Below are 20,432 nucleotides of genomic sequence, written 5' to 3'. Positions count from 1 at the left end.
GCACGCGATTCTGGTTCCGAAGTACCTCGCGTGGGGCAGGATTGTTCAGATTTGTCTCAAAACACAGAACCCCTGTGGGAGCTGGCTTGCCAGCGATGAGGCAATACCAGTCGACAACTTTGTTGACTGACCCACCGCAATCGCTGGCAAGCCAGCTCCCACAGGGTTGTTTATAGCTGGAGGATCAGGGTTTTCAGCGGCGGTTGCTGATCCATCGACGGGAAGTCGGCGCCTGGGGTCATCACGCTCCACTCACGCACCGGTCGCCCGGCCTTCTCGGCGCAGCGCAGCACTTGCTCGCGCCAGTCGTCCATGCTGACTTTCGCCAGATTGTTGCAGCAGATCAACACGCCATTGTCGGCGGTGGTCAGCAGGGCCGGTTTGAGCAGGCTCTGATAGTCGCGCAGCAGGTCGACGGTGCCGAATGCGCTCTTGGCCCAGGCGGGCGGGTCGAGCAGGACCAGATCATATTGGCGCTGATCGAGGCGCTGGTAGCTCGGCAGTTTCTGTCCACGGCGCTGACTGATCGGCAGACCGGCGAGTTGCCGGATCGCCGGAAAGTAATCGGACTGAATGAACTGCATCTCGGGCAACTGCGGATTGAGCAGACCGTTTTCGCGACCGACCGCCAGATTACCCTCGGCGAAATCCAGGTTGCACACTTCGCGCGCGCCACCTGCGGCCGCACTGAGGCCAACGCCGCAGGTGTAGGCGAATAGGTTGAGCACGGATTTGCCTTGGGCGTGATCCTTGACCCAGCCACGGGTGTTGCGCAGGTCGAGGAACAGCAGCGGATCCTGTCCAGCATGGCGTCCGCGCACCCGGTAGTTGAGGCCCCATTCGTGGCCGACCAGATCGGCCAGTGCCGCGTCTTCAGCTTTGTAGACGCTGTCTTCCCGGTCGATGCGCGAGTTGCCACGGGAACGGTCGTTGTAAACCAGCAAGGTTTCCATCCCCAGGCTCTGATTAACCATGGCGTGCAGTTGCAGCAGGTCGTCACGCTCCAGCGTCTGGTGGAAGCTTTGCACCAGCAGTTGCGGGCCGTAGCGGTCGATGGTCAGGCCGCCGGCGCCTTCCTGGCTGCCGTGGAACAGCCGATAGCAATCGGTGCCCTGGCTGTGCAGCTCAGCGAGCAAGTCCTGGCGTTGATCGAGGGCGGCGCGCAGCGCCTGATTCAAGGAAGACATGCGGGCGCCTTGCTGGTGAGAATTGGGGCGCGGGAGTTTAGCAGCTTGGCGGGCAATCGAGTTGCGCCCTTCGCGAGCAGGCTCGCTCCCACATGGGAATGCATTCCAAATGTGGGAGCGAGCCTGCTCGCGAAGCTTTTAGGTCAGCAAACCCATTCGTCGTTTAGCCCGTTGCACCGAACCATTGCGCATCGCCCAGCGCAGCATCGGTGCGCTGCGCCGGACGCTGGCGCGAATCAGTTGCCGTTGCAGCGAACTCTGTCGCACATCAAGCATGTCGCTGGCCCAGTCCGGCAACAGGTCGATACCGGCCTTCATCATCAGATCGCCAAACGGCCGGGCCAGAACACTCGGCGCCGGGGCGTTGAGCAGCAAGCGCAAAACCTCACGACTGCGCTCATCGCACAGCAACTGCGGGCGCATGCGTTGCAGATAATCAGCCACGGCTTGCCGCGATTTCGGCACATCCCGCGCGCCCAAACGTTCAGCCACCACGGCGATTTCCGCGTAATAGCGATCCTGATCCATGCTTGACAACTGCGGGTTGCGATAGCGCAAATGCGCGGCAAGAAAGTTGCTGACTTCCGCCACATGCACCCAGGTCAGCAAATCCGGATCGCTGGCCGCGTAAGGTCGTCCGTCCGGCGCGGTGCCGACCACTTGCAGGTGAATGGTGCGCACTTTCTCGATCAGCCAGTCGGCGTCTTTTCTTGAGCCAAACGTAGTGCCGGAGACGAACTGACTGGTACGCCGCAAGCGCCCGAGCATGTCTTCACGAAAGTTCGAATGATCCCAGACCCCGGCCAGTGCCAGCGGATGCAAAGCTTGCAGCAACAGCGCGCTGATGCCGCCGATCAACATGCTGCTGAAATCGCCGTGCACCTGCCAGCTGATCGAATCCGGGCCGAACAGGCCGGGATCGCCCTTGGGGTTTTCCAGGTCGAGCTGACCGAGCGACAGCCCGGTCAGGCTCATGAGTTGCTGTTCGATACGGCTGCGGATGAATTCCATGAACACTCAGTGAAGAAGGGAGGGCGCGGCCGATGGACCGCGCCCGGGGTGTTACTGATTGAGGCGCTTGTCGATCAGGCCTTGCACCACACTCGGATCGGCCAGGGTCGAGGTATCACCGAGGCTGTCGAGTTCGTTGCAGGCGATCTTGCGCAAGATGCGCCGCATGATCTTGCCTGAACGGGTTTTCGGCAAGGCCGGCGCCCACTGGATCAGATCCGGTTTGGCGAAGCTGCCGATTTCCTTGCTGACGTGGGCCAGCAATTCTTTCTTCAACTCGTCATTGGGTTCGGTGCCGTTCATGGGTGTGACGAAGGCGTAGATGCCCTGACCTTTGACGTCGTGGGGGTAACCAACCACGGCGGCCTCGGCGATGCTGTCGTGCAATACCAGTGCGCTTTCCACTTCGGCGGTACCGATGCGGTGGCCGGAGACGTTGATCACGTCATCGATGCGCCCGGTTATCCAGTAATCGCCGTCCTCATCGCGGCGTGCGCCGTCGCCGGTGAAGTAGTAGCCGGGGTAGGGTTTGAAATAGGTGTCGACCATGCGCTGCGGGTCGCCATAGACGCTGCGGATCTGCGCTGGCCAACTCGACTTGATCGCCAGCACGCCACTGCCGGCGCCTTTGATTTCCTTGCCGTGCTCATCGAGCAGCACCGGTTGCACGCCGAACATCGGTTGCGTGGCGCAGCCAGGCTTGATTCGCTGGGCGCTGACCAGCGGGCTGAGCATGATGCCGCCGGTTTCGGTCTGCCACCAAGTGTCGACGATGGGGCAGCGCTGTTCTCCGACGACATTGAAATACCATTCCCACGCTTCCGGGTTGATCGGCTCACCGACGCTGCCGAGTAATCTGAGGCTGGCGCGCGAGGTTTCCTTCAACGGTTCGGCACCTTCACGCATCAACGCGCGCAGGGCGGTCGGCGCGGTGTAGAAGATGTTGACTTTGTGTTTGTCGATCACCTGCCAGAAACGTGAACTGCTCGGATAGCTCGGCACGCCTTCGAACATCAGCGTGGTCGCACCATTGGCCAGCGGGCCGTAGACGATGTAGCTGTGGCCGGTAACCCAGCCGACGTCAGCGGTGCACCAGAACACTTCGCCGTCGCGGTAATCGAGCACGTACTTGAAGGTCATCGCCGCTTGCAGCAGGTAGCCGCCGGTGGTGTGCAGCACGCCTTTGGGTTTGCCGGTGCTGCCGGAGGTGTAGAGGATGAACAGCGGGTCTTCGGCGTCCATCGGCTCCGGTGGGCAATCGTCGCTGACCTCGCGCACGGCCTGGTGATACCAGAGGTCGCGACCCTCGACCCAATCGACTTTGCCCTGGGTGCGTTCGACCACCACGACAGTACTGACGTCGGGGCAACTTTGCAGGGCTTTATCGACGTTCTGCTTCAGCGGCACGAACTTGCCACCGCGCACGCCTTCATCGGCGGTGATCACCGTGCGGCAGTCAGCATCAAGGATGCGGTCACGCAGGGAATCGGGGGAGAACCCGCCAAACACCACCGAATGGATTGCGCCGATCCGCGAACAGGCAAGCATGGCATATGCGGCCTCGGGGATCATTGGCATGTAGATGCACACCCGGTCGCCTTTCTTCACACCACGGCTTTTCAGCACGTTGGCCAGGCGGCAGACGTGGTGATGGAGTTTTTTATAAGTGATTTGCGCTGATTCTGCCGGGTCGTCGCCCTCCCAGAGCAGGGCGGTCTGATCTCCGCGCTTGTCCAGATGGCGGTCGATGCAGTTGTAACTGACGTTCAGCTTCGCACCGACAAACCAGGCGGCTTCACCGGTTTTCAGGTCGTAGCGCTGAACGGTCTGCCACGGCGTGCTCCAGTCGAGGAACCGCGTGGCCTGTTCGGCCCAGAAGGTGCTGGGGTGTTCAATGGATTCGCGGTACAGGCGCCGATAGTCATCCTGACTCAATTGCGCAGCCCGGCGGACGGCATCGGCTTTGGGGAACGTGCTGATATCGAACATGACGGTTCCTTATTCTTGTTGTGCGACAAGAGGGGAGCTGTACGACCCTCGTAGGAGCTGCCGAAGGCTGCGATCTTTTGATCTTGTTTTTTAAGGTCAAGATCAAAAGATCGCAGCCTTCGGCAGCTCCTACAGGGATCGTGTACGCCACCGATTCTGCGATTAGCCCGGTGCCGTGGAACTGTCGATGTTGCAAGCTGTAGGGGCAGGCAAACCGCCCCTTCAGCCTATCACCCGCGGTGACGACCGCGGAAGTAGTTGATCAAGCCCTGAGTGGAAGGGTCATCAGCAGTGCTTTCATCGCTGCCGACCAGACGGTTGTAAACGCCTTTGCCCAGTTCCTTGCCCAGTTCCACGCCCCATTGGTCGAAGGCGTTGATGCCCCAGACCACGCTTTGCACGAACACTTTGTGTTCATACATCGCCACCAGTGCGCCGAGACGACGCGGGCTAATGCGCTCGACCACGAGGGTGTTGCTCGGACGGTTGCCCGGGATCACCTTGTGCGGCGCGAGCTTGTGCACTTCATCTTCGCTCATGCCCTTGTCGCGCAGTTCCTGCTCGGCTTCCGGCAAGGTCTTGCCGAGCATCAGCGCCTGGCTCTGCGACAGGCAGTTGGCGTACAGCCACTGGTGGTGGTCGGAGACCGGGTTGAAGCTGACGATCGGCACGATGAAATCGGCCGGAATCAACTGCGAACCTTGATGCAGCAACTGGTGGTAGGCGTGCTGACCGTTGCAGCCGACGCCGCCCCAGATCACCGGACCGGTATCGGTCGACACCGGCGTGCCGTCCTGACGCACGCTCTTGCCGTTGGATTCCATGTCCAGCTGTTGCAAGTGCTTGGTGATGTTACGCAGATAGTGGTCGTACGGCAGGATCGCGTGGCTTTGCGCGCCCCAGAAGTTGCCGTACCACACACCGAGCAGGGCCAGCAGCACCGGCATGTTCTGTTCGAACGGTGCGGTCTGGAAATGCTGGTCCATGGTGTAGGCGCCGGACAGCAGTTCCTTGAAGTTGGACATGCCGATGGCCAGGGCGATCGGCAAACCGATGGCCGACCACAGCGAATAACGACCGCCGACCCAATCCCACATCGGGAAGATGTTTTCTTCGCGGATACCGAACGCAACGGCCGCTGCGTTGTTGCTCGATACGGCGATGAAGTGACGATACAGCTCGGCTTCCGAACCGCCCTGCGCCAGGTACCAGGCACGAGCAGCCTGAGCGTTCTTCAGGGTTTCGAGGGTGTTGAACGACTTCGACGAAACGATGAACAGTGTGGTCTCGGCGCGCAGTTTCTGCGTCAGCTCGTGGAATTCGCTGCCGTCGATGTTCGCCAGATAATGGCAACGCACGCCTTTCTGCGCGTACGACAGCAGCGCTTCGGACACCAGCTCAGGGCCGAGGAACGAGCCACCGATGCCGATGTTCACCACATCAGTGATCGGCTTTTCGGTGTAACCACGCCACAGACCGTCGTGAATGCGGCCAACCAGATCGGTGATCTGGTTCAAGACCTTGTGGACTTCCGGCATCACGTTGACGCCATTGACCGACAGTTTGTCTCCTACCGGGCGGCGCAGGGCGGTGTGCAGCGCCGGGCGGCCTTCGGAGGTGTTGACGATTTCGCCGTCGAACAGCGCTTTGATCGCGCCCTTCAGATCGACTTCATTGGCCAGACCGACCAGCAGGTTGCGGGTCTGGGCGTTGATCAAATTCTTCGAATAATCGAGAAACAGTCCGCAGCTGCTGAGGGTGAATTGATTGAAGCGCTGCGGATCGGCGTTGAAGGCTTCGCGCATGCTGAAATCCTGCATGGCTTGGCGGTGGTCTTTCAACGCTTGCCAGGCGGGCAGAGCGGTAACGTCTTGAGGAGTGAGGTAATACGCCATCGCTGCGGTTTTCCTTTTTACTTGAACGGCCTTTTGAACACTGAACAGACCCGGCACGCCATGTTTGGGCATGGGATCAACTGCGTCGACACGATTTCTGGACACAGGGCGAATACAGTAAACCTCGCGCTGCGTTCTGTCTTGACTTTGTCTGACCAGATCCCTGTACTTTTTTAACATCGAGGCCGGGAACTGGCCGACAAACGGAGGGGGCGGGGCGAAATCGGGATCAGGCGAGCTGAACCGGGATGGCGTTGCTGGTGTGACTCAGCTCGTTGCCTGGCGCCATGTAAAGCATGCGCGGCTTGAAATTGACCAGATCGGCTTCGCTGTAATGGGCGTAGGCACAAATGATTACGCGGTCGCCAACCTTGGCCTTGTGCGCAGCGGCGCCATTGACCGAGATCATCCGCGAACCTTCTTCGCCACGGATCGCGTAGGTGGTGAAACGCTCGCCGTTGTCGACGTTATAAATCTGGATCTGCTCGTATTCACGAATGCCGGACAAGTCCAGCCACTCACCATCGATGGCGCACGAACCTTCGTAATCGAGCACTGCATGAGTGACTTCGGCGCGGTGCAGTTTGGCCTTGAGCATGATCGCGTGCATGAGGGTTTTCCCGGGTTGGAATCGAACGGCGGGCAGTGTGCCCGAAGGCTTTAGGGGCGGCAATAAGGCTTGAAACGCAATTTTCATAACACCGAAAACCACTGTAGGAGTGAGCCTGCTCGCGATAGCGGTGTGTCATTCAACACTAATGCTGACTGACTCACCGCTATCGCGAGCAGGCTCACTCCTACAGGGGGTATTGCGGTGTTTTTAAGCGGGTGTATCGAGATTCAGGTGCAGGTTGTCGATCAACCGAGTAGTGCCAAGAAACGCCGCCACCAGAATCACCAGATCGCGATCCTCCGCCGTCGCCGGACGCAAGGTCAGTGCATGGCGTATTTCCAAGTAATCCGGACGCAGGCCCGCCGTTTCCAGCTGCTGTACCTGGGCACTGATCATTGCCGGGAAGTCGCGTTGGCCTTGCTTGATCGACTCGGCAATGTTGCTCAGCGAGCGATAGACCACCGGAGCCACCGCGCGCTGTTCCTCGTTGAGGAAGCCATTGCGCGATGACAGCGCCAGGCCATCGGCTGCACGCACGGTCGGTTCGCCAATGATCTGGATCGGCATGTTCAGGTCATGCACCAGCGCGCGGATCACCGCCAGTTGCTGGTAATCCTTCTGACCGAAAATCGCCAGATCCGGCTGGACCATGTTGAACAGTTTGCTGACGACGGTCGCCACACCCTCGAAATGCCCCGGACGGCTGGCGCCGCACAGGCCTTCGGACAACTGCGGCACGCTGACCCGAGTCTGTCCGGCCATGCCGTCGGGGTACATTTCTTCGACAGTCGGCGCGAAGAGGAGAGAACAACCGGCTTCGAGCAGCTTCTCCTGATCCGCTGCCAACGTGCGCGGGTATTTATCGAGGTCTTCGCCGGCGCCGAACTGCAGCGGGTTGACGAAAATACTCGCGACCACGAAGTCCACACGTTGGGTGGCTTTGGTGATCAGTGCAACGTGACCGCTGTGCAGGTTGCCCATGGTCGGCACAAAGCCGATGCGCTTGCCTTCGCTGCGGGCGCGGGCTACGGCGGCGCGTAGTTCGCGTACGGTTTTAACGGTGTTCATGCAGAGAATCCGTGTTCGATGCCAGGGAACGTGGTGGCTTTGACTTCGTTGACGTAAGCCTTTAGCGCGGACTGGATGCTGTCCTGGCCGTGCATGAAGTTTTTGACAAATTTCGGCACGCGGCCGGTGATCGACAGGCCGAGCATGTCGTGCAGTACCAGGACCTGGCCGTCGGTGGCGTTACCGGCGCCGATGCCGATGACTGGAATCTTCACCGCCTGGCTGATTTCGGCAGCTAGTTCGCTCGGTACGCATTCGAGCAGCAGCATGGCGGCGCCGGCCTGTTCCAGCGAGATCGCATCGGCACGCATCTGCCGCGCCTGGTTCTCGTTGCGACCCTGCACTTTGTAGCCGCCGAGGATGTTCACCGCTTGTGGGGTCAGACCCATGTGCGCGCAAACCGGTACCCCGCGCTCGGCAAGCAGACGGATCGACTCGGCCAGCCACAACTGACCTTCGACCTTGACCATGTGCGCACCGGCCTGCATCAGCATGGCGCTGTTAGTCATGGTTTGTTCAAGGGTGGCGTTAGCCATAAAGGGCAGGTCGGCCAGAATCAGGGCATCAGTGTTGCCGCGTTTGACGCACGCGGTGTGGTAGGCCATTTCTGCGGTGGACACCGGCAAAGTGCTGTCGTGACCTTGCAGGACCATGCCGAGGGAGTCGCCCACCAGCAGCACTTCGACACCAGCTTCGTTGCAGGCGTGGGCGAAGGTCGCGTCATAGCAGGTCAGCATGGTGATCTTTTCACCTTTCTGCTTGAGGCTCTGGAGCGTGGTCAGGGTGATGGCTGGCATGTAAAAAATCCTCGTTCAGGCGCTCTGGAAACTACTGCGAGTAACGCGCGTGATTCTTCATCTACTCAGGCGCACGCTCTTTTGTCGTGCTTATAAGGCCTGGATTGCGCCCGTATGTGCCGGGTTGGCGGCAGCGGGACGCCTATAGTCGTGATGAGCCAACAGGAAGTCAATTGCGTGTGTTACCGCATTGTTACGAGGGGAGTGTTACCGGCGTTACTGATGCGATTCAGCGCTGCGGCGGGCCTGATTCGACGGGTTTTTGTCCGACAAAATCCAGCGTATGCAATAAACCAATGTGGGAGCGAGCCTGCTCGCGAAGGCGGCTGATCAGTCAACATAGTATTGAATGACACTCCGCTTTCGCGAGCAGGCTCGCTCCCACAGGGGATTGCAATCAATCTGTCGAGAGGCGTTCCAGGCCGACGAACGGGCAGGCTGCCAGCAGATCAGACAGGCTGCGGCCATCGGCCAGACGCAGATCTTGCGGCGCCAGTTCGGCAAGGGGATAGAGCACGAACGCACGTTCCTGAATCTGATAATGCGGGACTTTCAGGCGCGGTTTGTCGATCAGTCGATCACCGAACAGCAGAATATCCAGGTCCAACGTGCGCGGGCCCCAGCGCTCCAGGCGCTCGCGGCCCTGATCATTCTCGATGGCTTGCAGCGCGTCGAGCAGTTCAATCGGCGCAAGATCGCTGTCGAGAGCAGCGACCGCGTTGGTGTACCGCGGTTGGCCTGGCAGCAACGAGTCGCTTTGATAGAAGGCGGAAACGCCCGCGAGTGTGGTCTGCGGCAATTGCCCAAGCGCTTCGACGGCGCTGCGTAACTGTTCGGCCGGGTCAGCGAGGTTGCTGCCCATGCCGATGTAGATGCGTTCCATGCCTTTATTCGCCTGTAGCGCTCGGGGCGCCGGCGCGTTTGCGCTTGGAGCCGCCGCTGCGGCGACGTTTACGTGGCGCGCCGCTAGCGTCATCGCCCTTGCCGCTGAGGTCGCGGATCATGTCGCGACGTTCGCTGTCGTTGGCGTCCTGATAATCAGTCCACCATTCGCCCAGGCCGTCCGTTTCTTCGCCCGCGCTTTCACGCAGCAGGAGGAAGTCGTAACCGGCGCGGAAACGCGGATTGTCCAGCAACAGGTCGGCACGTTTGCCGCTGCGGCGTGGCAGACGCTCCTGCATGTCCCAGATCTCGCGGATCGGCATGGTGAAACGTTTCGGAATCGCGATGCGCTGGCACTGTTCGGCGATCAGCTCGTGGGCGCCTTCCTGCATCGCCGGGATCGGCGGCATGCCACGTTCCTGCAAGCGCAACACGCGAGCCGGCAGGGCAGGCCACAGCAGCGCGGCAAACAGGAACGCCGGGGTCACCGGTTTGTTCTGCTTGATGCGCAGGTCAGTGTTGGTCAGCGCTTCGCTGATCAGTGTGTGGGTGTATTCCGGGTTGTGTTCCAGCGCATCGGCACTGGCCGGGAACAGCGGGGCGAACAGTTGCAGATCGACCAGCATTTCGAAGGTGATTGCGCCGTGTCCCGAAAGGAACAGCTTGAGCACTTCTTCGAACAGGCGTGCCGACGGGATCTCGCGCAGCATCGGCGCCAATTCACGGATCGGTTGCACGGTGTGCTTTTCGATGCCGAAGTTGAGCTTGGCGGCAAAACGCACGGCGCGCAGCATGCGCACCGGGTCTTCCTGGTAGCGCTGCTTCGGATCACCGATCAGACGGATCAGGTGATTGCGGATGTCGTGTACGCCATTGGCGTAATCGAGGATGCGCTCACTGACCGGATCGTAATACAGGGCGTTGATGGTGAAGTCGCGGCGTTGCGCGTCTTCTTCCAGGGTGCCGTAAACGTTGTCGCGCAGAATGCGCCCGCTCTCGTTACGCGAAGACTGGTTGCTGTCTTCGTCGTCTTCGTTGACCGGGTGATTGGCGCGGAAGGTCGCGACTTCGATGATTTCGCGACCGAAATGGATGTGCACCAGTTTGAAGCGACGGCCAATGATCCGCGCATTGCGGAATTCGGCACGGACTTGCTCGGGGGTGGCGCTGGTGGCGACGTCGAAATCCTTGGGCGTGATGCCCAGCAGCATGTCACGCACGCAACCGCCGACCAGATAAGCCTGGTAACCGGCACCTTGCAGGCGTTCGACAATATTCACCGCATAGCGGCTGAATTGCGTTTTCTGCAGCGAATGTTGACCGCTGTTGAGCACTTCAGGGGTGCTGCGGATGTGTTGCGTACGACGCACGGGAGTTCGGAATGACTGGAACAACTTCTTCAGCATGGGATGCACTGTTTGAAGGAATGTTCGGCCATACCAAAGAATGACCGCATGATGGGCGCAGATTCTAGCATTTAGTCGGGGGATGGTGTAGGACACGGCCGATTTGAGCTGCAAGCCGCAGGCTACAGGCATCGCGCGCGAATAAAATGGAGGATTTTACCAGGGAGGAGAAACTACAAGGGGAGCCGAAGCTCCCCAAGAAGTAGTTGCGTGCTCTTTTTATTATTGATTCGGGCTTCTTGTTTTTGTTGAGTGCCCTCGCCACGAAGTGTGTCCTTCGTGACCCTCCCAATCGGGAGCCAAGAGCAAACGGATTGCTTTGGTCGCTGAATTGCAGTGATCTCTCGATCCAACCAGTACAGGCTCTGTCTTAGGACAGTTTTTGTTGTTCTCGGCCTGGTCGTGGGGCAAGCCCCAAATACAACGCCTCTCCAAAAGAATCAGTTAGCTGCGCCTCTCGCCGTCTTGTTTTTATTGTGCGTGAGTCGATTCGTCTTATTTTTATTGTCTTGTGCATTGCTTGTTATTGTTCTTGTACCAAACATATAGCAGGGGGCGTGCCAACTTTTGCGAAGCCCAATAAAACAAGGGGTTAGGTCGATATAACCGTTTTGTCGGGGCGAAAAAAAGCCGGGGTTTCGTTACCGATAACCCCGGCTTCTGTTACGTGAATCGACTGAGGTAACAGTTTTTTCACATCTTCAAGCGTTACCCGCACACTCGACAGGTAACGTTCAGCTCTCGCTGGCGACCCCGGTCTTGCGCCGTGGGATGCCTAGACGCTGACGGCGCTCCCACAGACATTTACGGCTGACGCCCAGTTTGCGCGCCAGTTCGGTCTCGGTCATGTGGTCCTGGTGCTCGAGAACGAAGTGCTGGAAGTAGTCTTCCAGCGACAGGTCTTCGGTCGGCTCATGGCTGCTGTTGCTGGCGTTACCCGCCGTTTGTGGCGGCAGACCGATGAACTCGTCGTCTTCCAGATCGCTCAGCTCGATGTCGATGCCCAGCAGGTCGGCGGAGATTTCCGGGCTTTCGCTCAGAATCACTGCGCGCTCGACCGCGTTCTCCAGCTCACGTACGTTACCCGGCCAGGAATAATGACGGATCGCCTGTTCGGCATCCGCGGCAAACTTCAGGTCGGTACGGTTGATGCGTGCGCTCTGACGAGCGAGGAAGGCAGTAGCGATTTCGTTGACGTCAGCGCCGCGCTCGCGCAGGGCCGGTAGTTTCAGTGCGATCACGTGCAGACGGTAATAAAGGTCTTCACGGAACTGGCCGATTTTCGCCAGGCTCTTGAGATCCCGGTGAGTGGCCGCGATCAGGCGTACATCGACCTTCTGCGACTGCACCGAGCCAACACGGCGAATTTCGCCTTCCTGCAACACACGCAGCAGGCGAGCCTGAGCTTCCAGCGGCAGTTCGCCGATTTCGTCGAGGAACAAGGTGCCGCCGTCCGCCGCTTCGACCAGACCGGCACGCCCGGCGCTGGCGCCGGTGAATGCGCCTTTCTCGTGGCCGAACAGTTCGGACTCGATCAGGCTTTCCGGAATGGCTGCGCAGTTCACCGAGATCATCGGCGCCTTGGCGCGTTTCGACAGGTTGTGCAGCGCGCGGGCCACCAGTTCTTTACCGGTGCCGGACTCGCCCTGGATCAACACATTGGAATCGGTTGGCGCGACTTTGCGGATCTTGCTGTACAGATCCTGCATCGGTGGGCAGGAACCGATGATGCCAATCTCGCCATTGCTGTTGTCGACGGCAGATTTGCCGCTGCCATTGGCCGGTTTGCTGGCAACCGCTTCGCCGGCCGCCGGTGCCGATTGGCGATCACGCAGGATCCGTGCGACAGCCTGAAGCATTTCATCGTGGTCGAAAGGCTTGGCGATGTAATCCACCGCGCCCATCTTCATCGAGTCGACCGCCGAGCGCAGGCTGGCGTAACTGGTCATGATCAGCACCGGCGTGCCCTGGCCGAGCTTGATCAGCTCGGTGCCCGGAGCGCCCGGCAAACGCAGATCGCTGACGATCAGATCGAACGTAGGAATGGTGAAGCGTTCTTGTGCTTCCTGCACTGAACCGGCTTCGCTGACCTGGTACTGGTTGCGTTCCAGCAGGCGGCGCAAGGCGGAGCGGATAATTGTTTCGTCTTCGACGATCAAAATGTGCGGCATTGATTCGATACTCTCGACGGTCTCAGTTCACAGCGGACGTCGCTTCGACATGACGCGGTAAGGTCACCCGGATACGGGTGCCGCGTTGGCTTTGTACATCAGCCGGGCTGTCGATGGTGATTTGTCCATAATGCTCTTCAACGATGGAATAGACCAGTGCAAGGCCCAGACCGGTGCCTTCGCCAGGATCCTTGGTGGTGAAGAAGGGTTCGAACAATCTGTCCATGATGTTCTTCGGAATACCGCTGCCTTCGTCTTCGACGATCAGATCGACCGTGTGTTCGCCGGCTTCGCTCTTGACCCGTACCGCACTGTGCGGCGGTGAGGCGTCGCGGGCGTTGGAGAGCAGATTGATCAGTACCTGGGCAAGTCGCTGCGGATCGCCCTCGACCCAATGATCAGGATCGCAGAGGTTGTAGAACTGCACTTCGAAATTGCGTCGGTTCAGCGCCAGCAGACCAATCGCATCCTGCGCCACTTCGGCCAGGCAAACGGGCTCGTCACTGTGCTGGTGGCTGCCGGCGTGGGCGAAGCTCATCAGCGACTGGACAATGCGCGAGACGCGTTTGGTCTGTTCGAGAATCTGTCCGCTGATTTCCGTCAGCTCGCCGTCGTCTTCACGTTCTTCGCGCAGGTTTTGCGCAAGACAAGCGATGCCGGTGATCGGGTTGCCGATTTCGTGAGCCACACCCGCCGCGAGACGACCAATGCTGGCCAGACGCTCGGAGTGCACCAATTTGTCTTCGAGCATCTGCGTTTCGGTCAAATCTTCGACCAGTAGCACCAGGCCGCTGTTACCCGGTGCCAACGGTTCGTCGATTGCCGCTTTGTGCAGGTTCAACCAGCGGGTTTGGCCATCGAGGGCCAAATGCTGTTTGTGCAAATGCTCGTCCGGCAGATCGATGAAACCTTGCAGCAGGCCTTTCCATGGCTCGCCGATGGTACTCAGGCGCGAACCGACCACGCGCTGTGCGGCGATTCCGGTGAGTTCTTCCATGGCCTTGTTCCACATCAGGATCTCTTGATCCTTGGCCAGCGAGCAGACGCCCATCGGCAGTTCTTGCAAGGTTTGGCGGTGGTAACGACGCAGGGCATCGAGTTCGGCGGCCAGGCCTGTGAGGCGCGAGTGGTAATCCTCGAGGCGGCTTTCGATGAAGTGGATGTCTTCGGTCACGTAGTTTTCGCCGCCGGCCTTGTACGGCAGGAAGGTTTCCACCATGTCCTGGGCCACGCTCGGGCCCATCAGGCCGGAGAGGTTGGCTTCGATGCGGTCACGCAAACGGCGCAAGGCGTACGGACGGCGTTCGTCGAACGGCAGATAAAGATCGCGCAGGGCCTGCTCGACTTCTTTCTGCGCAGCCTTGGCGCCCAACGGTTTCGCCAGTTGTGTGGCGAATTCCTGTGGCGAAGCGGCATGCAGCTCACGCCGCTGCGGGCGACGAACGTTATCCACAGCGCAGGCTTCGGCAGCGCTGGCCTCTTCGGGACTGGCGTTGGTGAACAGCGAGATCAGGGTGAACATCAACACGTTGGCAGCGAGCGAAGCGATGGCCGCCATGTGCCAACTGGTGTCGTCGAGCACGTAAATCATGTTCAGCAGCGGTATGTAGAAACCCTGCAGATTGCCGACCAGCGGCAGCAGCATGGTCACTACCCAGACCAGAATCCCCGCCAGCAGACCGGCGATAAAGCCGCGACGGTTGGCGGTCGGCCAGTACAACACCGACAACACCCCAGGCAGGAATTGCAGGGTTGCGACAAACGCGACGATGCCGAGGTTGGCCAGATCCTGCTCGGCGCCAAGCATCAAGTAGAAACCGAAACCGGCCATGATGATCGCGACGATCAGCGCGCGGCGGGTCCACTTCAGCCAACGGTAGATGTTGCCTTCGGCCGGCGGCTGGTAGAGCGGCAAAACCAAGTGGTTCAGCGCCATGCCCGACAGCGCCAGCGTGGTGACGATGATCAGCCCGCTGGCCGCCGATAAACCGCCGACATAGGCGAGCAACGCCAGCGGTTTGCTGTTGGCGGCGATGCCGATGCCGAGGGTGAAGTATTCCGGGTTGGTTGTGGCGCCGAGTTTGAGGCCGGCCCATAGAATCAGCGGCACCGCCAGGCTCATCAGCAGCAGGAACAGCGGCAGGCCCCAGCTCGCACTGACCAGCGAGCGCGGATTGAGGTTTTCGGTAAAGGTCATGTGATACATGTGCGGCATCACGATCGCCGAGGCAAAGAACACCAGCAATAACGTGCGCCACGGGCCTTCCTGCAACGGCGTGTGCAGAGCGGCGAGGGCGGTCTGGTTTTGCAGCAGCCACAGTTCCAGCTGTTGCGGGCCATCGAACACGCCGTACAGCGCATACAGACCGACGCCGCCGAGAGCGATCAGTTTGATCACCGACTCGAAGGCAATCGCAAACACCAGTCCTTCGTGCTTCTCACGAGTGGCGATATGCCGGGAGCCGAAGAAAATCGTGAACAGGATGATCAGCGCACAGAACGCCAGCGCCACGCGACTCTGGATCGGCTCGCCGGTCAGAATGCCGATGGAGTCGGCCACCGCCTGAATCTGCAACGCCAGCAGCGGCAGCACACCGATCAGCATGAAAATCGTGGTCAGCGCGCCGGCCCAGGTGCTGCGAAAGCGAAACGCGAACAGATCGGCCAGCGACGATAATTGATAAGTGCGGGTGATCTTCAGAATCGGATAGAGCAACACCGGCGCCAGCAGAAATGCGCCGGACACGCCGAGGTAACTGGACAGAAAGCCGTAGCCGTACTGATAGGCGAGGCCGACCGTGCCGTAGAACGCCCACGCACTGGCGTAAACCCCCAGCGACAAGGTGTAGGTCAGCGGGTGGCGAATGATCGCCCGCGGGATCATGCCCCGTTCGCTGATCCAGGCGACGCCGAACAGCACCGCCAGGTACGCGGCGCTGATCAGGATCATCTGGGTCAGGCTAAAGCTCATCGGCATCTTTTTGGCTCTGCAGGATGAAGGTCACGACAATCAGGATCAGCCAGAGCAGATAGGGGCGATACCAGGCGCCCGTAGCGTCGATCCACCAATCCATGATGGCGGGGGAAAACAGGTAGATCCCCACGACTAAAAGCAGGACCAAGCGATAGATGTACATCCCGGCCTCTCTTTTTTATGCGCGTGCCCGAAAACGTGCGGCGATGGTAACGGATGGGCGCACGACTGCAAGTGTCGTCATAGCAGTTGCGCTTCGGGCAGGGTCAGTGTGCGCGGGATCTTCGTGGCATCCCAGTGTGTGCTGCCCCACTTGAGTAATTCTTGCGGTGAGGCGTGGGCCAGTTCGGCGCCAGGGTTTTGCCCCAGAGCACGCAGGGCGCGCAGCAACAACGGTGTCGCTTGATCGGCTTGCAGCGGCGGCGAGCGATAGGACTTGCCGAGTTTGTTGCCGTCCGGTTGGGTAATCAGCGGCAGGTGCAGATAGCGCGGCTGGCGCAACCCCAGCAACTCTTGCAGATAGAGTTGGCGCGGCGTCGAGTCGAGCAGGTCGGCACCACGCACGATGTCGGTGATACCTTGCCAGGCATCGTCGAGCACCACCGCCAGTTGATAGGCGTAGAGACCGTCACGGCGACGGATCACGAAATCGCCGACGTCGCGACCCAGATGCTGGCGGTATTCGCCTTGCACGCGGTCGATAAAGTGGTATTCCAGTTCGGGTACGCGCAGGCGGATAGCGGCGTCTTGCTGATCGTGGCCGGCATTGCGGCACAGGCCCGGATAAATCCCGTTATACGCTTCGAGCTGTTTGCGCGAGCACGTGCAGGCGTAGGCCAAGCCGTGATTGAACAGGCTGTTGAGCACGTCCGCGTAGGCGTCGTGGCGATCGCTCTGGCGCACCATGTCGCCATCCCACTCGAAGCCGTAACTTTCCAGCGCCTTGAGAATCGCCGCTTGTGCGCCGGGTTCTTCGCGGGGTGGGTCGAGATCTTCCATGCGCACCAGCCAGCGACCGCCGACCGAGCGAGCGTCGAGGTAAGAGGCGAGGGCGGCAACCAGCGAACCGAAGTGCAAGTGGCCACTGGGGGTTGGGGCGAAGCGGCCGATGTAGGCGGGGGATGTTTTGGCAGTCATGGAGACGAAGCTACTTTTCAGGCTATACGCAGGTCAACCTGTGGGAGTGAGCCTGCTCGCGATAGCGGTGTGACATTCAACACCGATATTGACCGACCCACCGCTATCGCGAGCAGGCTCACTCCTACAAAAGGCAAAAGGCAGAAACAAAAACGGAGCGTTCGCACGCTCCGTTTTTCGTTCAGGTCGAGGTTACTTGCCGACCTGCTTTTCCTTGATCTCAGCCAGGTTCTTGCAGTCGACGCACATGTCGGCGGTAGGACGGGCTTCAAGGCGCTTGACGCCGATCTCGATGCCGCACGAATCGCACCAGCCGTATTCGCCGTCTTCGATCAGTTGCAGTGTCTTGTCGATCTTCTTGATCAGCTTGCGCTCGCGATCACGGGCGCGCAGTTCAAGGGCGAACTCTTCTTCCTGACTGGCACGGTCGGCCGGGTCGGGAAAGTTGGCCGCTTCGTCCTTCATGTGATCAACAGTTCGGTCGACTTCCTGCATCAAGTCCAGTTTCCACTTGGTCAGGATCTTGGTGAAGTGCGCGCGCATGGGTTTGCCCATGTACTCTTCGTCTTTGGCCTGAACGTAAGGTTCGAAGCCACTGATCGCCGTTTGCTGCTGTTGCTTTGCTTGGGTGGGCATGAAATGGACCGCCTCTACTCTTGTAATCCATTGCGCAGGATTGCTCCATCACCGACACCTGCCGGCCCTGCGGCTGCAAGCGGGCGAACTTACCAGATCAATTCGGCCTGCGCTACTCCCGGATGTCGAGGCCCCGGCGGGTGGCGCTTGCAAATGTTTGGCAAGCCGTGTCTGGTGGTGCTGAAGACCTGTTCAATCACTGATTTTAGTCAATCCTGGAGCGTACGCTCATATCGTTACAGTCCAGCGTTCTTGAGGCTGTGACCGCTGCGGGTTCTCGCTCGTTCCGGCAGATGGGTAGAATCGTCTCTTTTTCCCTGCCGAAGGAAAACCAATGGCTCAGCCCTACAGTGCGCGCAGTCGTGCGATCGAACCGTTCCATGTGATGGCGCTGCTGGCGCGGGCCAATGAATTACAGGCTGAAGGCCACGACGTGATCCACCTGGAAATCGGCGAGCCGGACTTCACTACTGCCGAGCCGATCATCCGTGCCGGGCAGGCCGCTTTAACGGCGGGCAAGACCCGTTACACCGCTGCGCGCGGCATTCCTGAATTGCGCGAGGCGATTTCCGGTTTTTATCAATCGCACTACGGCTTGAACATCGATCCACGGCGGATTCTGATCACGCCGGGTGGTTCCGGTGCGCTGTTGCTGGCCAGCGCTTTGCTGGTCGATCCAGGTAAACACTGGCTGCTGGCGGATCCGGGGTATCCGTGTAACCGGCATTTTCTGCGCCTGGTGGAAGGTGCGGCGCAGCTTGTTCCTGTAGGGCCGGACGTGCGCTATCAGTTGACTCCGGATCTGGTCGAGCGTCATTGGGATCACGACAGCGTCGGTGCATTGGTCGCTTCGCCAGCCAATCCGACCGGCACCATCCTGACCCGCGATGAACTGGCCGGGTTATCCACCGCCATCAAGGCCAGGCACGGACATCTGGTGGTGGACGAGATCTACCACGGTTTGACTTACGGCACCGATGCCGCCAGCGTACTGGAAGTCGACGACAGCGCTTTTGTATTGAACAGTTTCTCCAAATATTTCGGCATGACCGGCTGGCGTCTCGGCTGGCTGGTGGCGCCGGACGCTGCCGTCAGCGAGCTGGAAAAACTGGCGCAGAACCTCTACATCAGCGCACCGAGCATGGCGCAGTATGCGGCGTTGGCCTGTTTCGAACCGGACACCATCGCCATTCTGGAAGAGCGCCGCACCGAATTTGGTCGCCGCCGTGATTTCCTCCTGCCAGCGTTGCGCGAGTTGGGTTTCAACATCGCCGTGGAGCCGGAAGGCGCGTTCTATCTTTACGCCGATATCAGCCAGTTCGGCGGCGATGCCTTCGCGTTCTGCCGTCATTTCCTTGAAACCGAACATGTAGCGTTCACCCCGGGTCTGGATTTCGGTCGCTATCAGGCCAGCCACCATGTGCGTTTTGCCTACACGCAAAACCTCCCTCGCCTACAGGAAGCAGTGGAGCGTATTGCCCGTGGCTTGAAGAGCTGGCAAGGCTGATGCGCTTTTATCCTGCTCTGGAAGAGGCGCGACTGATCCGTCGTTACAAGCGTTTTCTCGCCGATATCGAAACCGTTGACGGCGAGTTGCTGACCATTCACTGCCCGAACACTGGTTCGATGCTCAACTGTCAGGTCGAAGGCGGGCAGGTCTGGTTCAGCCGCTCAAATGACCCGAAACGTAAATTACCGGGCACTTGGGAAATTGGTGAAACCCCGCAGGGTCGGTTGTTTTGCGTGAATACCGCACGGGCCAACGGTTTGGTCGAGGAGGCGCTGCAGGCCGGCGTCATCAGCGAGTTGAACGGCTTTACCGCATTGAAACGTGAAGTCGCGTACGGGCAGGAAAAGAGCCGAATCGACTTCCGCCTCGAATACCCGAGCGGCCCGGCTTATGTTGAAGTGAAAAGCGTCACCCTCGGTTTCGACGGCACTGCCGTGGCGGCGTTTCCCGATGCGGTGACCCAGCGCGGCGCCAAGCATTTGCGTGAATTGGCGCATCTGGCGCGGGACGGAATTCGGGCGGTGCAGTTGTATTGCGTCAATCTGACCGGGATTGACGCGGTGCGACCGGCGAGGGAAATCGATTCGGCCTACGCCGATGCGCTTCTCGAAGCGGTGGCTTGTGGCGTTGAGGTGCTGGCGTATGGCGTGCGGCTGGACCATGAAGAGATGGTCATCGACCGGCGTCTCGAGGTGCTGCTTAACGGTTAAACATCGATCCACAGCCCTTGCACGTCTTCCCGGCAAGGAATGGCGGTGAGTGCTTGCCCGGCGCAGGGGCCGGCGACGCATTCACCGTCCTCGATCAGAAACAGTGCGCCGTGGGTGGCGCACTGGATCAGGCTGTTGCTCGGGTCGAGAAACCGGTCGGGTTGCCATTCCAGACCCACGCCCCGGTGCGGGCAGCGATTGAGGTAGACATAGGCCTGACCATTGCGACGCACGGCAAACAGCTTTTTTCCGTCGATCTCGAAACCACGACTTTTCGCTTCGGCCAGATCGGCGCCCGCGCAGAGAAACTTCATGGCTATCCTCTAGTGTCCGCTCGTGTCTGGATATGTCCGAGCTTGACGTTTAAATGCAAACAATTATCAAATGGCGGCCTTCACCCGTAGGCGTCTGGCAGATGTCGAGGATACTTGGCCTGCCATCCGGAT

17 protein-coding genes are annotated in these 20,432 nt (G+C 59.8%); 2 read left to right on the top strand and 15 right to left on the bottom strand.

Annotated elements, in window-relative coordinates; all coding sequences use genetic code 11:
* Window positions 1-170: 170 nt before the first annotated feature.
* From CKW26_RS11515 to dksA, 14 genes are all read right to left on the bottom strand, one after another.
* Window positions 171-1,187 (bottom strand): class I SAM-dependent rRNA methyltransferase, encoded by a 1,017-nt coding sequence (locus CKW26_RS11515; protein WP_095048677.1) that lies wholly within the window; start codon window positions 1,185-1,187, stop codon window positions 171-173.
* Between the two features lie 138 nt (window positions 1,188-1,325).
* Window positions 1,326-2,198, bottom strand: coding sequence for an oxygenase MpaB family protein (locus tag CKW26_RS11510; RefSeq protein ID WP_095048676.1), 873 nt, complete (start codon window positions 2,196-2,198; stop codon window positions 1,326-1,328).
* Between the two features lie 51 nt (window positions 2,199-2,249).
* Window positions 2,250-4,187 carry an acetate--CoA ligase gene (gene acs / locus CKW26_RS11505; RefSeq protein WP_095048675.1) on the bottom strand — a complete coding sequence of 646 codons (1,938 nt, stop codon included), beginning with the start codon at window positions 4,185-4,187 and terminating at the stop codon, window positions 2,250-2,252.
* A 230-nt stretch (window positions 4,188-4,417) separates the two neighbouring features.
* On the bottom strand, window positions 4,418-6,082 hold the full coding sequence (gene pgi / locus CKW26_RS11500; protein ID WP_095048674.1) for a glucose-6-phosphate isomerase: 1,665 nt from the start codon (window positions 6,080-6,082) through the stop codon (window positions 4,418-4,420).
* 229 nt (window positions 6,083-6,311) lie between these two features.
* Window positions 6,312-6,692: an aspartate 1-decarboxylase gene (gene panD / locus CKW26_RS11495; protein WP_095048673.1), complete on the bottom strand. Its 381-nt coding sequence runs from the start codon at window positions 6,690-6,692 to the stop codon at window positions 6,312-6,314.
* A 210-nt stretch (window positions 6,693-6,902) separates the two neighbouring features.
* Window positions 6,903-7,763: a pantoate--beta-alanine ligase gene (gene panC / locus CKW26_RS11490; RefSeq protein ID WP_095048672.1), complete on the bottom strand. Its 861-nt coding sequence runs from the start codon at window positions 7,761-7,763 to the stop codon at window positions 6,903-6,905.
* Window positions 7,760-8,560 (bottom strand): 3-methyl-2-oxobutanoate hydroxymethyltransferase, encoded by an 801-nt coding sequence (gene panB, locus CKW26_RS11485; RefSeq protein WP_095048671.1) that lies wholly within the window; start codon window positions 8,558-8,560, stop codon window positions 7,760-7,762. The genes panC and panB overlap by 4 nt, the downstream gene beginning before the upstream one ends.
* A gap of 397 nt (window positions 8,561-8,957) precedes the next feature.
* Window positions 8,958-9,443, bottom strand: a complete 486-nt coding sequence (gene folK / locus CKW26_RS11480; protein WP_095048670.1) for a 2-amino-4-hydroxy-6-hydroxymethyldihydropteridine diphosphokinase — start codon at window positions 9,441-9,443, stop codon at window positions 8,958-8,960.
* A gap of 4 nt (window positions 9,444-9,447) precedes the next feature.
* Window positions 9,448-10,848, bottom strand: a complete 1,401-nt coding sequence (locus CKW26_RS11475) for a polynucleotide adenylyltransferase PcnB (RefSeq protein ID WP_095048669.1) — start codon at window positions 10,846-10,848, stop codon at window positions 9,448-9,450.
* 734 nt (window positions 10,849-11,582) lie between these two features.
* Window positions 11,583-13,019: a sigma-54 dependent transcriptional regulator gene (locus CKW26_RS11465; protein ID WP_095048667.1), complete on the bottom strand. Its 1,437-nt coding sequence runs from the start codon at window positions 13,017-13,019 to the stop codon at window positions 11,583-11,585.
* A gap of 22 nt (window positions 13,020-13,041) precedes the next feature.
* A complete protein-coding gene (locus tag CKW26_RS11460; protein ID WP_176471287.1) occupies window positions 13,042-15,996 on the bottom strand; it encodes a sensor histidine kinase in 2,955 nt (984 codons plus the stop codon).
* Window positions 15,980-16,156 (bottom strand): hypothetical protein, encoded by a 177-nt coding sequence (locus CKW26_RS11455; RefSeq protein WP_003176118.1) that lies wholly within the window; start codon window positions 16,154-16,156, stop codon window positions 15,980-15,982. The genes CKW26_RS11460 and CKW26_RS11455 overlap by 17 nt, the downstream gene beginning before the upstream one ends.
* A 77-nt stretch (window positions 16,157-16,233) precedes the next feature.
* Window positions 16,234-17,130 carry a tRNA glutamyl-Q(34) synthetase GluQRS gene (gene gluQRS, locus CKW26_RS11450; protein WP_095048665.1) on the bottom strand — a complete coding sequence of 299 codons (897 nt, stop codon included), beginning with the start codon at window positions 17,128-17,130 and terminating at the stop codon, window positions 16,234-16,236.
* Between the two features lie 192 nt (window positions 17,131-17,322).
* Window positions 17,323-17,766, bottom strand: a complete 444-nt coding sequence (dksA, locus tag CKW26_RS11445) for an RNA polymerase-binding protein DksA (protein WP_007909922.1) — start codon at window positions 17,764-17,766, stop codon at window positions 17,323-17,325.
* Between the two features lie 334 nt (window positions 17,767-18,100).
* Here dksA and CKW26_RS11440 point away from each other — a divergent pair, with 334 nt between their 5' ends.
* Window positions 18,101-19,273: a pyridoxal phosphate-dependent aminotransferase gene (locus CKW26_RS11440; protein WP_095048664.1), complete on the top strand. Its 1,173-nt coding sequence runs from the start codon at window positions 18,101-18,103 to the stop codon at window positions 19,271-19,273.
* Window positions 19,273-19,986 carry a DNA/RNA nuclease SfsA gene (gene sfsA / locus CKW26_RS11435; RefSeq protein ID WP_095048663.1) on the top strand — a complete coding sequence of 238 codons (714 nt, stop codon included), beginning with the start codon at window positions 19,273-19,275 and terminating at the stop codon, window positions 19,984-19,986. Before CKW26_RS11440 ends, sfsA begins: the two co-directional genes overlap by 1 nt.
* Here sfsA and CKW26_RS11430 read toward each other — a convergent pair.
* Complete coding sequence (locus CKW26_RS11430; RefSeq protein ID WP_095048662.1) at window positions 19,983-20,300, bottom strand: Rieske (2Fe-2S) protein; 318 nt, start codon at window positions 20,298-20,300, stop codon at window positions 19,983-19,985. The genes sfsA and CKW26_RS11430 overlap by 4 nt on opposite strands.
* Window positions 20,301-20,432 lie beyond the last annotated feature (132 nt).

It is taken from the genome of Pseudomonas sp. Irchel s3h9, assembly GCF_900187475.1.
In the GTDB taxonomy this organism is placed as follows: Bacteria; Pseudomonadota; Gammaproteobacteria; order Pseudomonadales; family Pseudomonadaceae; genus Aquipseudomonas; species Aquipseudomonas neuropathica.
The sequence above is the reverse complement of the archived record's forward strand: the minus strand, read 5'-3'. Positions and strand labels throughout refer to the sequence as shown.

Coding starts and splice junctions, on each gene's coding strand:
- CKW26_RS11515 (WP_095048677.1), bottom strand. CDS start 1,187: ATGTCTTCCTTGAATCAGGCGCTGCGCGCCGCCCTCGATCAACGCCAG.
- CKW26_RS11510 (WP_095048676.1), bottom strand. CDS start 2,198: ATGGAATTCATCCGCAGCCGTATCGAACAGCAACTCATGAGCCTGACC.
- acs (WP_095048675.1), bottom strand. CDS start 4,187: ATGTTCGATATCAGCACGTTCCCCAAAGCCGATGCCGTCCGCCGGGCT.
- pgi (WP_095048674.1), bottom strand. CDS start 6,082: ATGGCGTATTACCTCACTCCTCAAGACGTTACCGCTCTGCCCGCCTGG.
- panD (WP_095048673.1), bottom strand. CDS start 6,692: ATGCACGCGATCATGCTCAAGGCCAAACTGCACCGCGCCGAAGTCACT.
- panC (WP_095048672.1), bottom strand. CDS start 7,763: ATGAACACCGTTAAAACCGTACGCGAACTACGCGCCGCCGTAGCCCGC.
- panB (WP_095048671.1), bottom strand. CDS start 8,560: ATGCCAGCCATCACCCTGACCACGCTCCAGAGCCTCAAGCAGAAAGGT.
- folK (WP_095048670.1), bottom strand. CDS start 9,443: ATGGAACGCATCTACATCGGCATGGGCAGCAACCTCGCTGACCCGGCC.
- CKW26_RS11475 (WP_095048669.1), bottom strand. CDS start 10,848: ATGCTGAAGAAGTTGTTCCAGTCATTCCGAACTCCCGTGCGTCGTACG.
- CKW26_RS11465 (WP_095048667.1), bottom strand. CDS start 13,019: ATGCCGCACATTTTGATCGTCGAAGACGAAACAATTATCCGCTCCGCC.
- CKW26_RS11460 (WP_176471287.1), bottom strand. CDS start 15,996: ATGCCGATGAGCTTTAGCCTGACCCAGATGATCCTGATCAGCGCCGCG.
- CKW26_RS11455 (WP_003176118.1), bottom strand. CDS start 16,156: ATGTACATCTATCGCTTGGTCCTGCTTTTAGTCGTGGGGATCTACCTG.
- gluQRS (WP_095048665.1), bottom strand. CDS start 17,130: ATGACTGCCAAAACATCCCCCGCCTACATCGGCCGCTTCGCCCCAACC.
- dksA (WP_007909922.1), bottom strand. CDS start 17,766: ATGCCCACCCAAGCAAAGCAACAGCAGCAAACGGCGATCAGTGGCTTC.
- CKW26_RS11440 (WP_095048664.1), top strand. CDS start 18,101: ATGGCTCAGCCCTACAGTGCGCGCAGTCGTGCGATCGAACCGTTCCAT.
- sfsA (WP_095048663.1), top strand. CDS start 19,273: ATGCGCTTTTATCCTGCTCTGGAAGAGGCGCGACTGATCCGTCGTTAC.
- CKW26_RS11430 (WP_095048662.1), bottom strand. CDS start 20,300: ATGAAGTTTCTCTGCGCGGGCGCCGATCTGGCCGAAGCGAAAAGTCGT.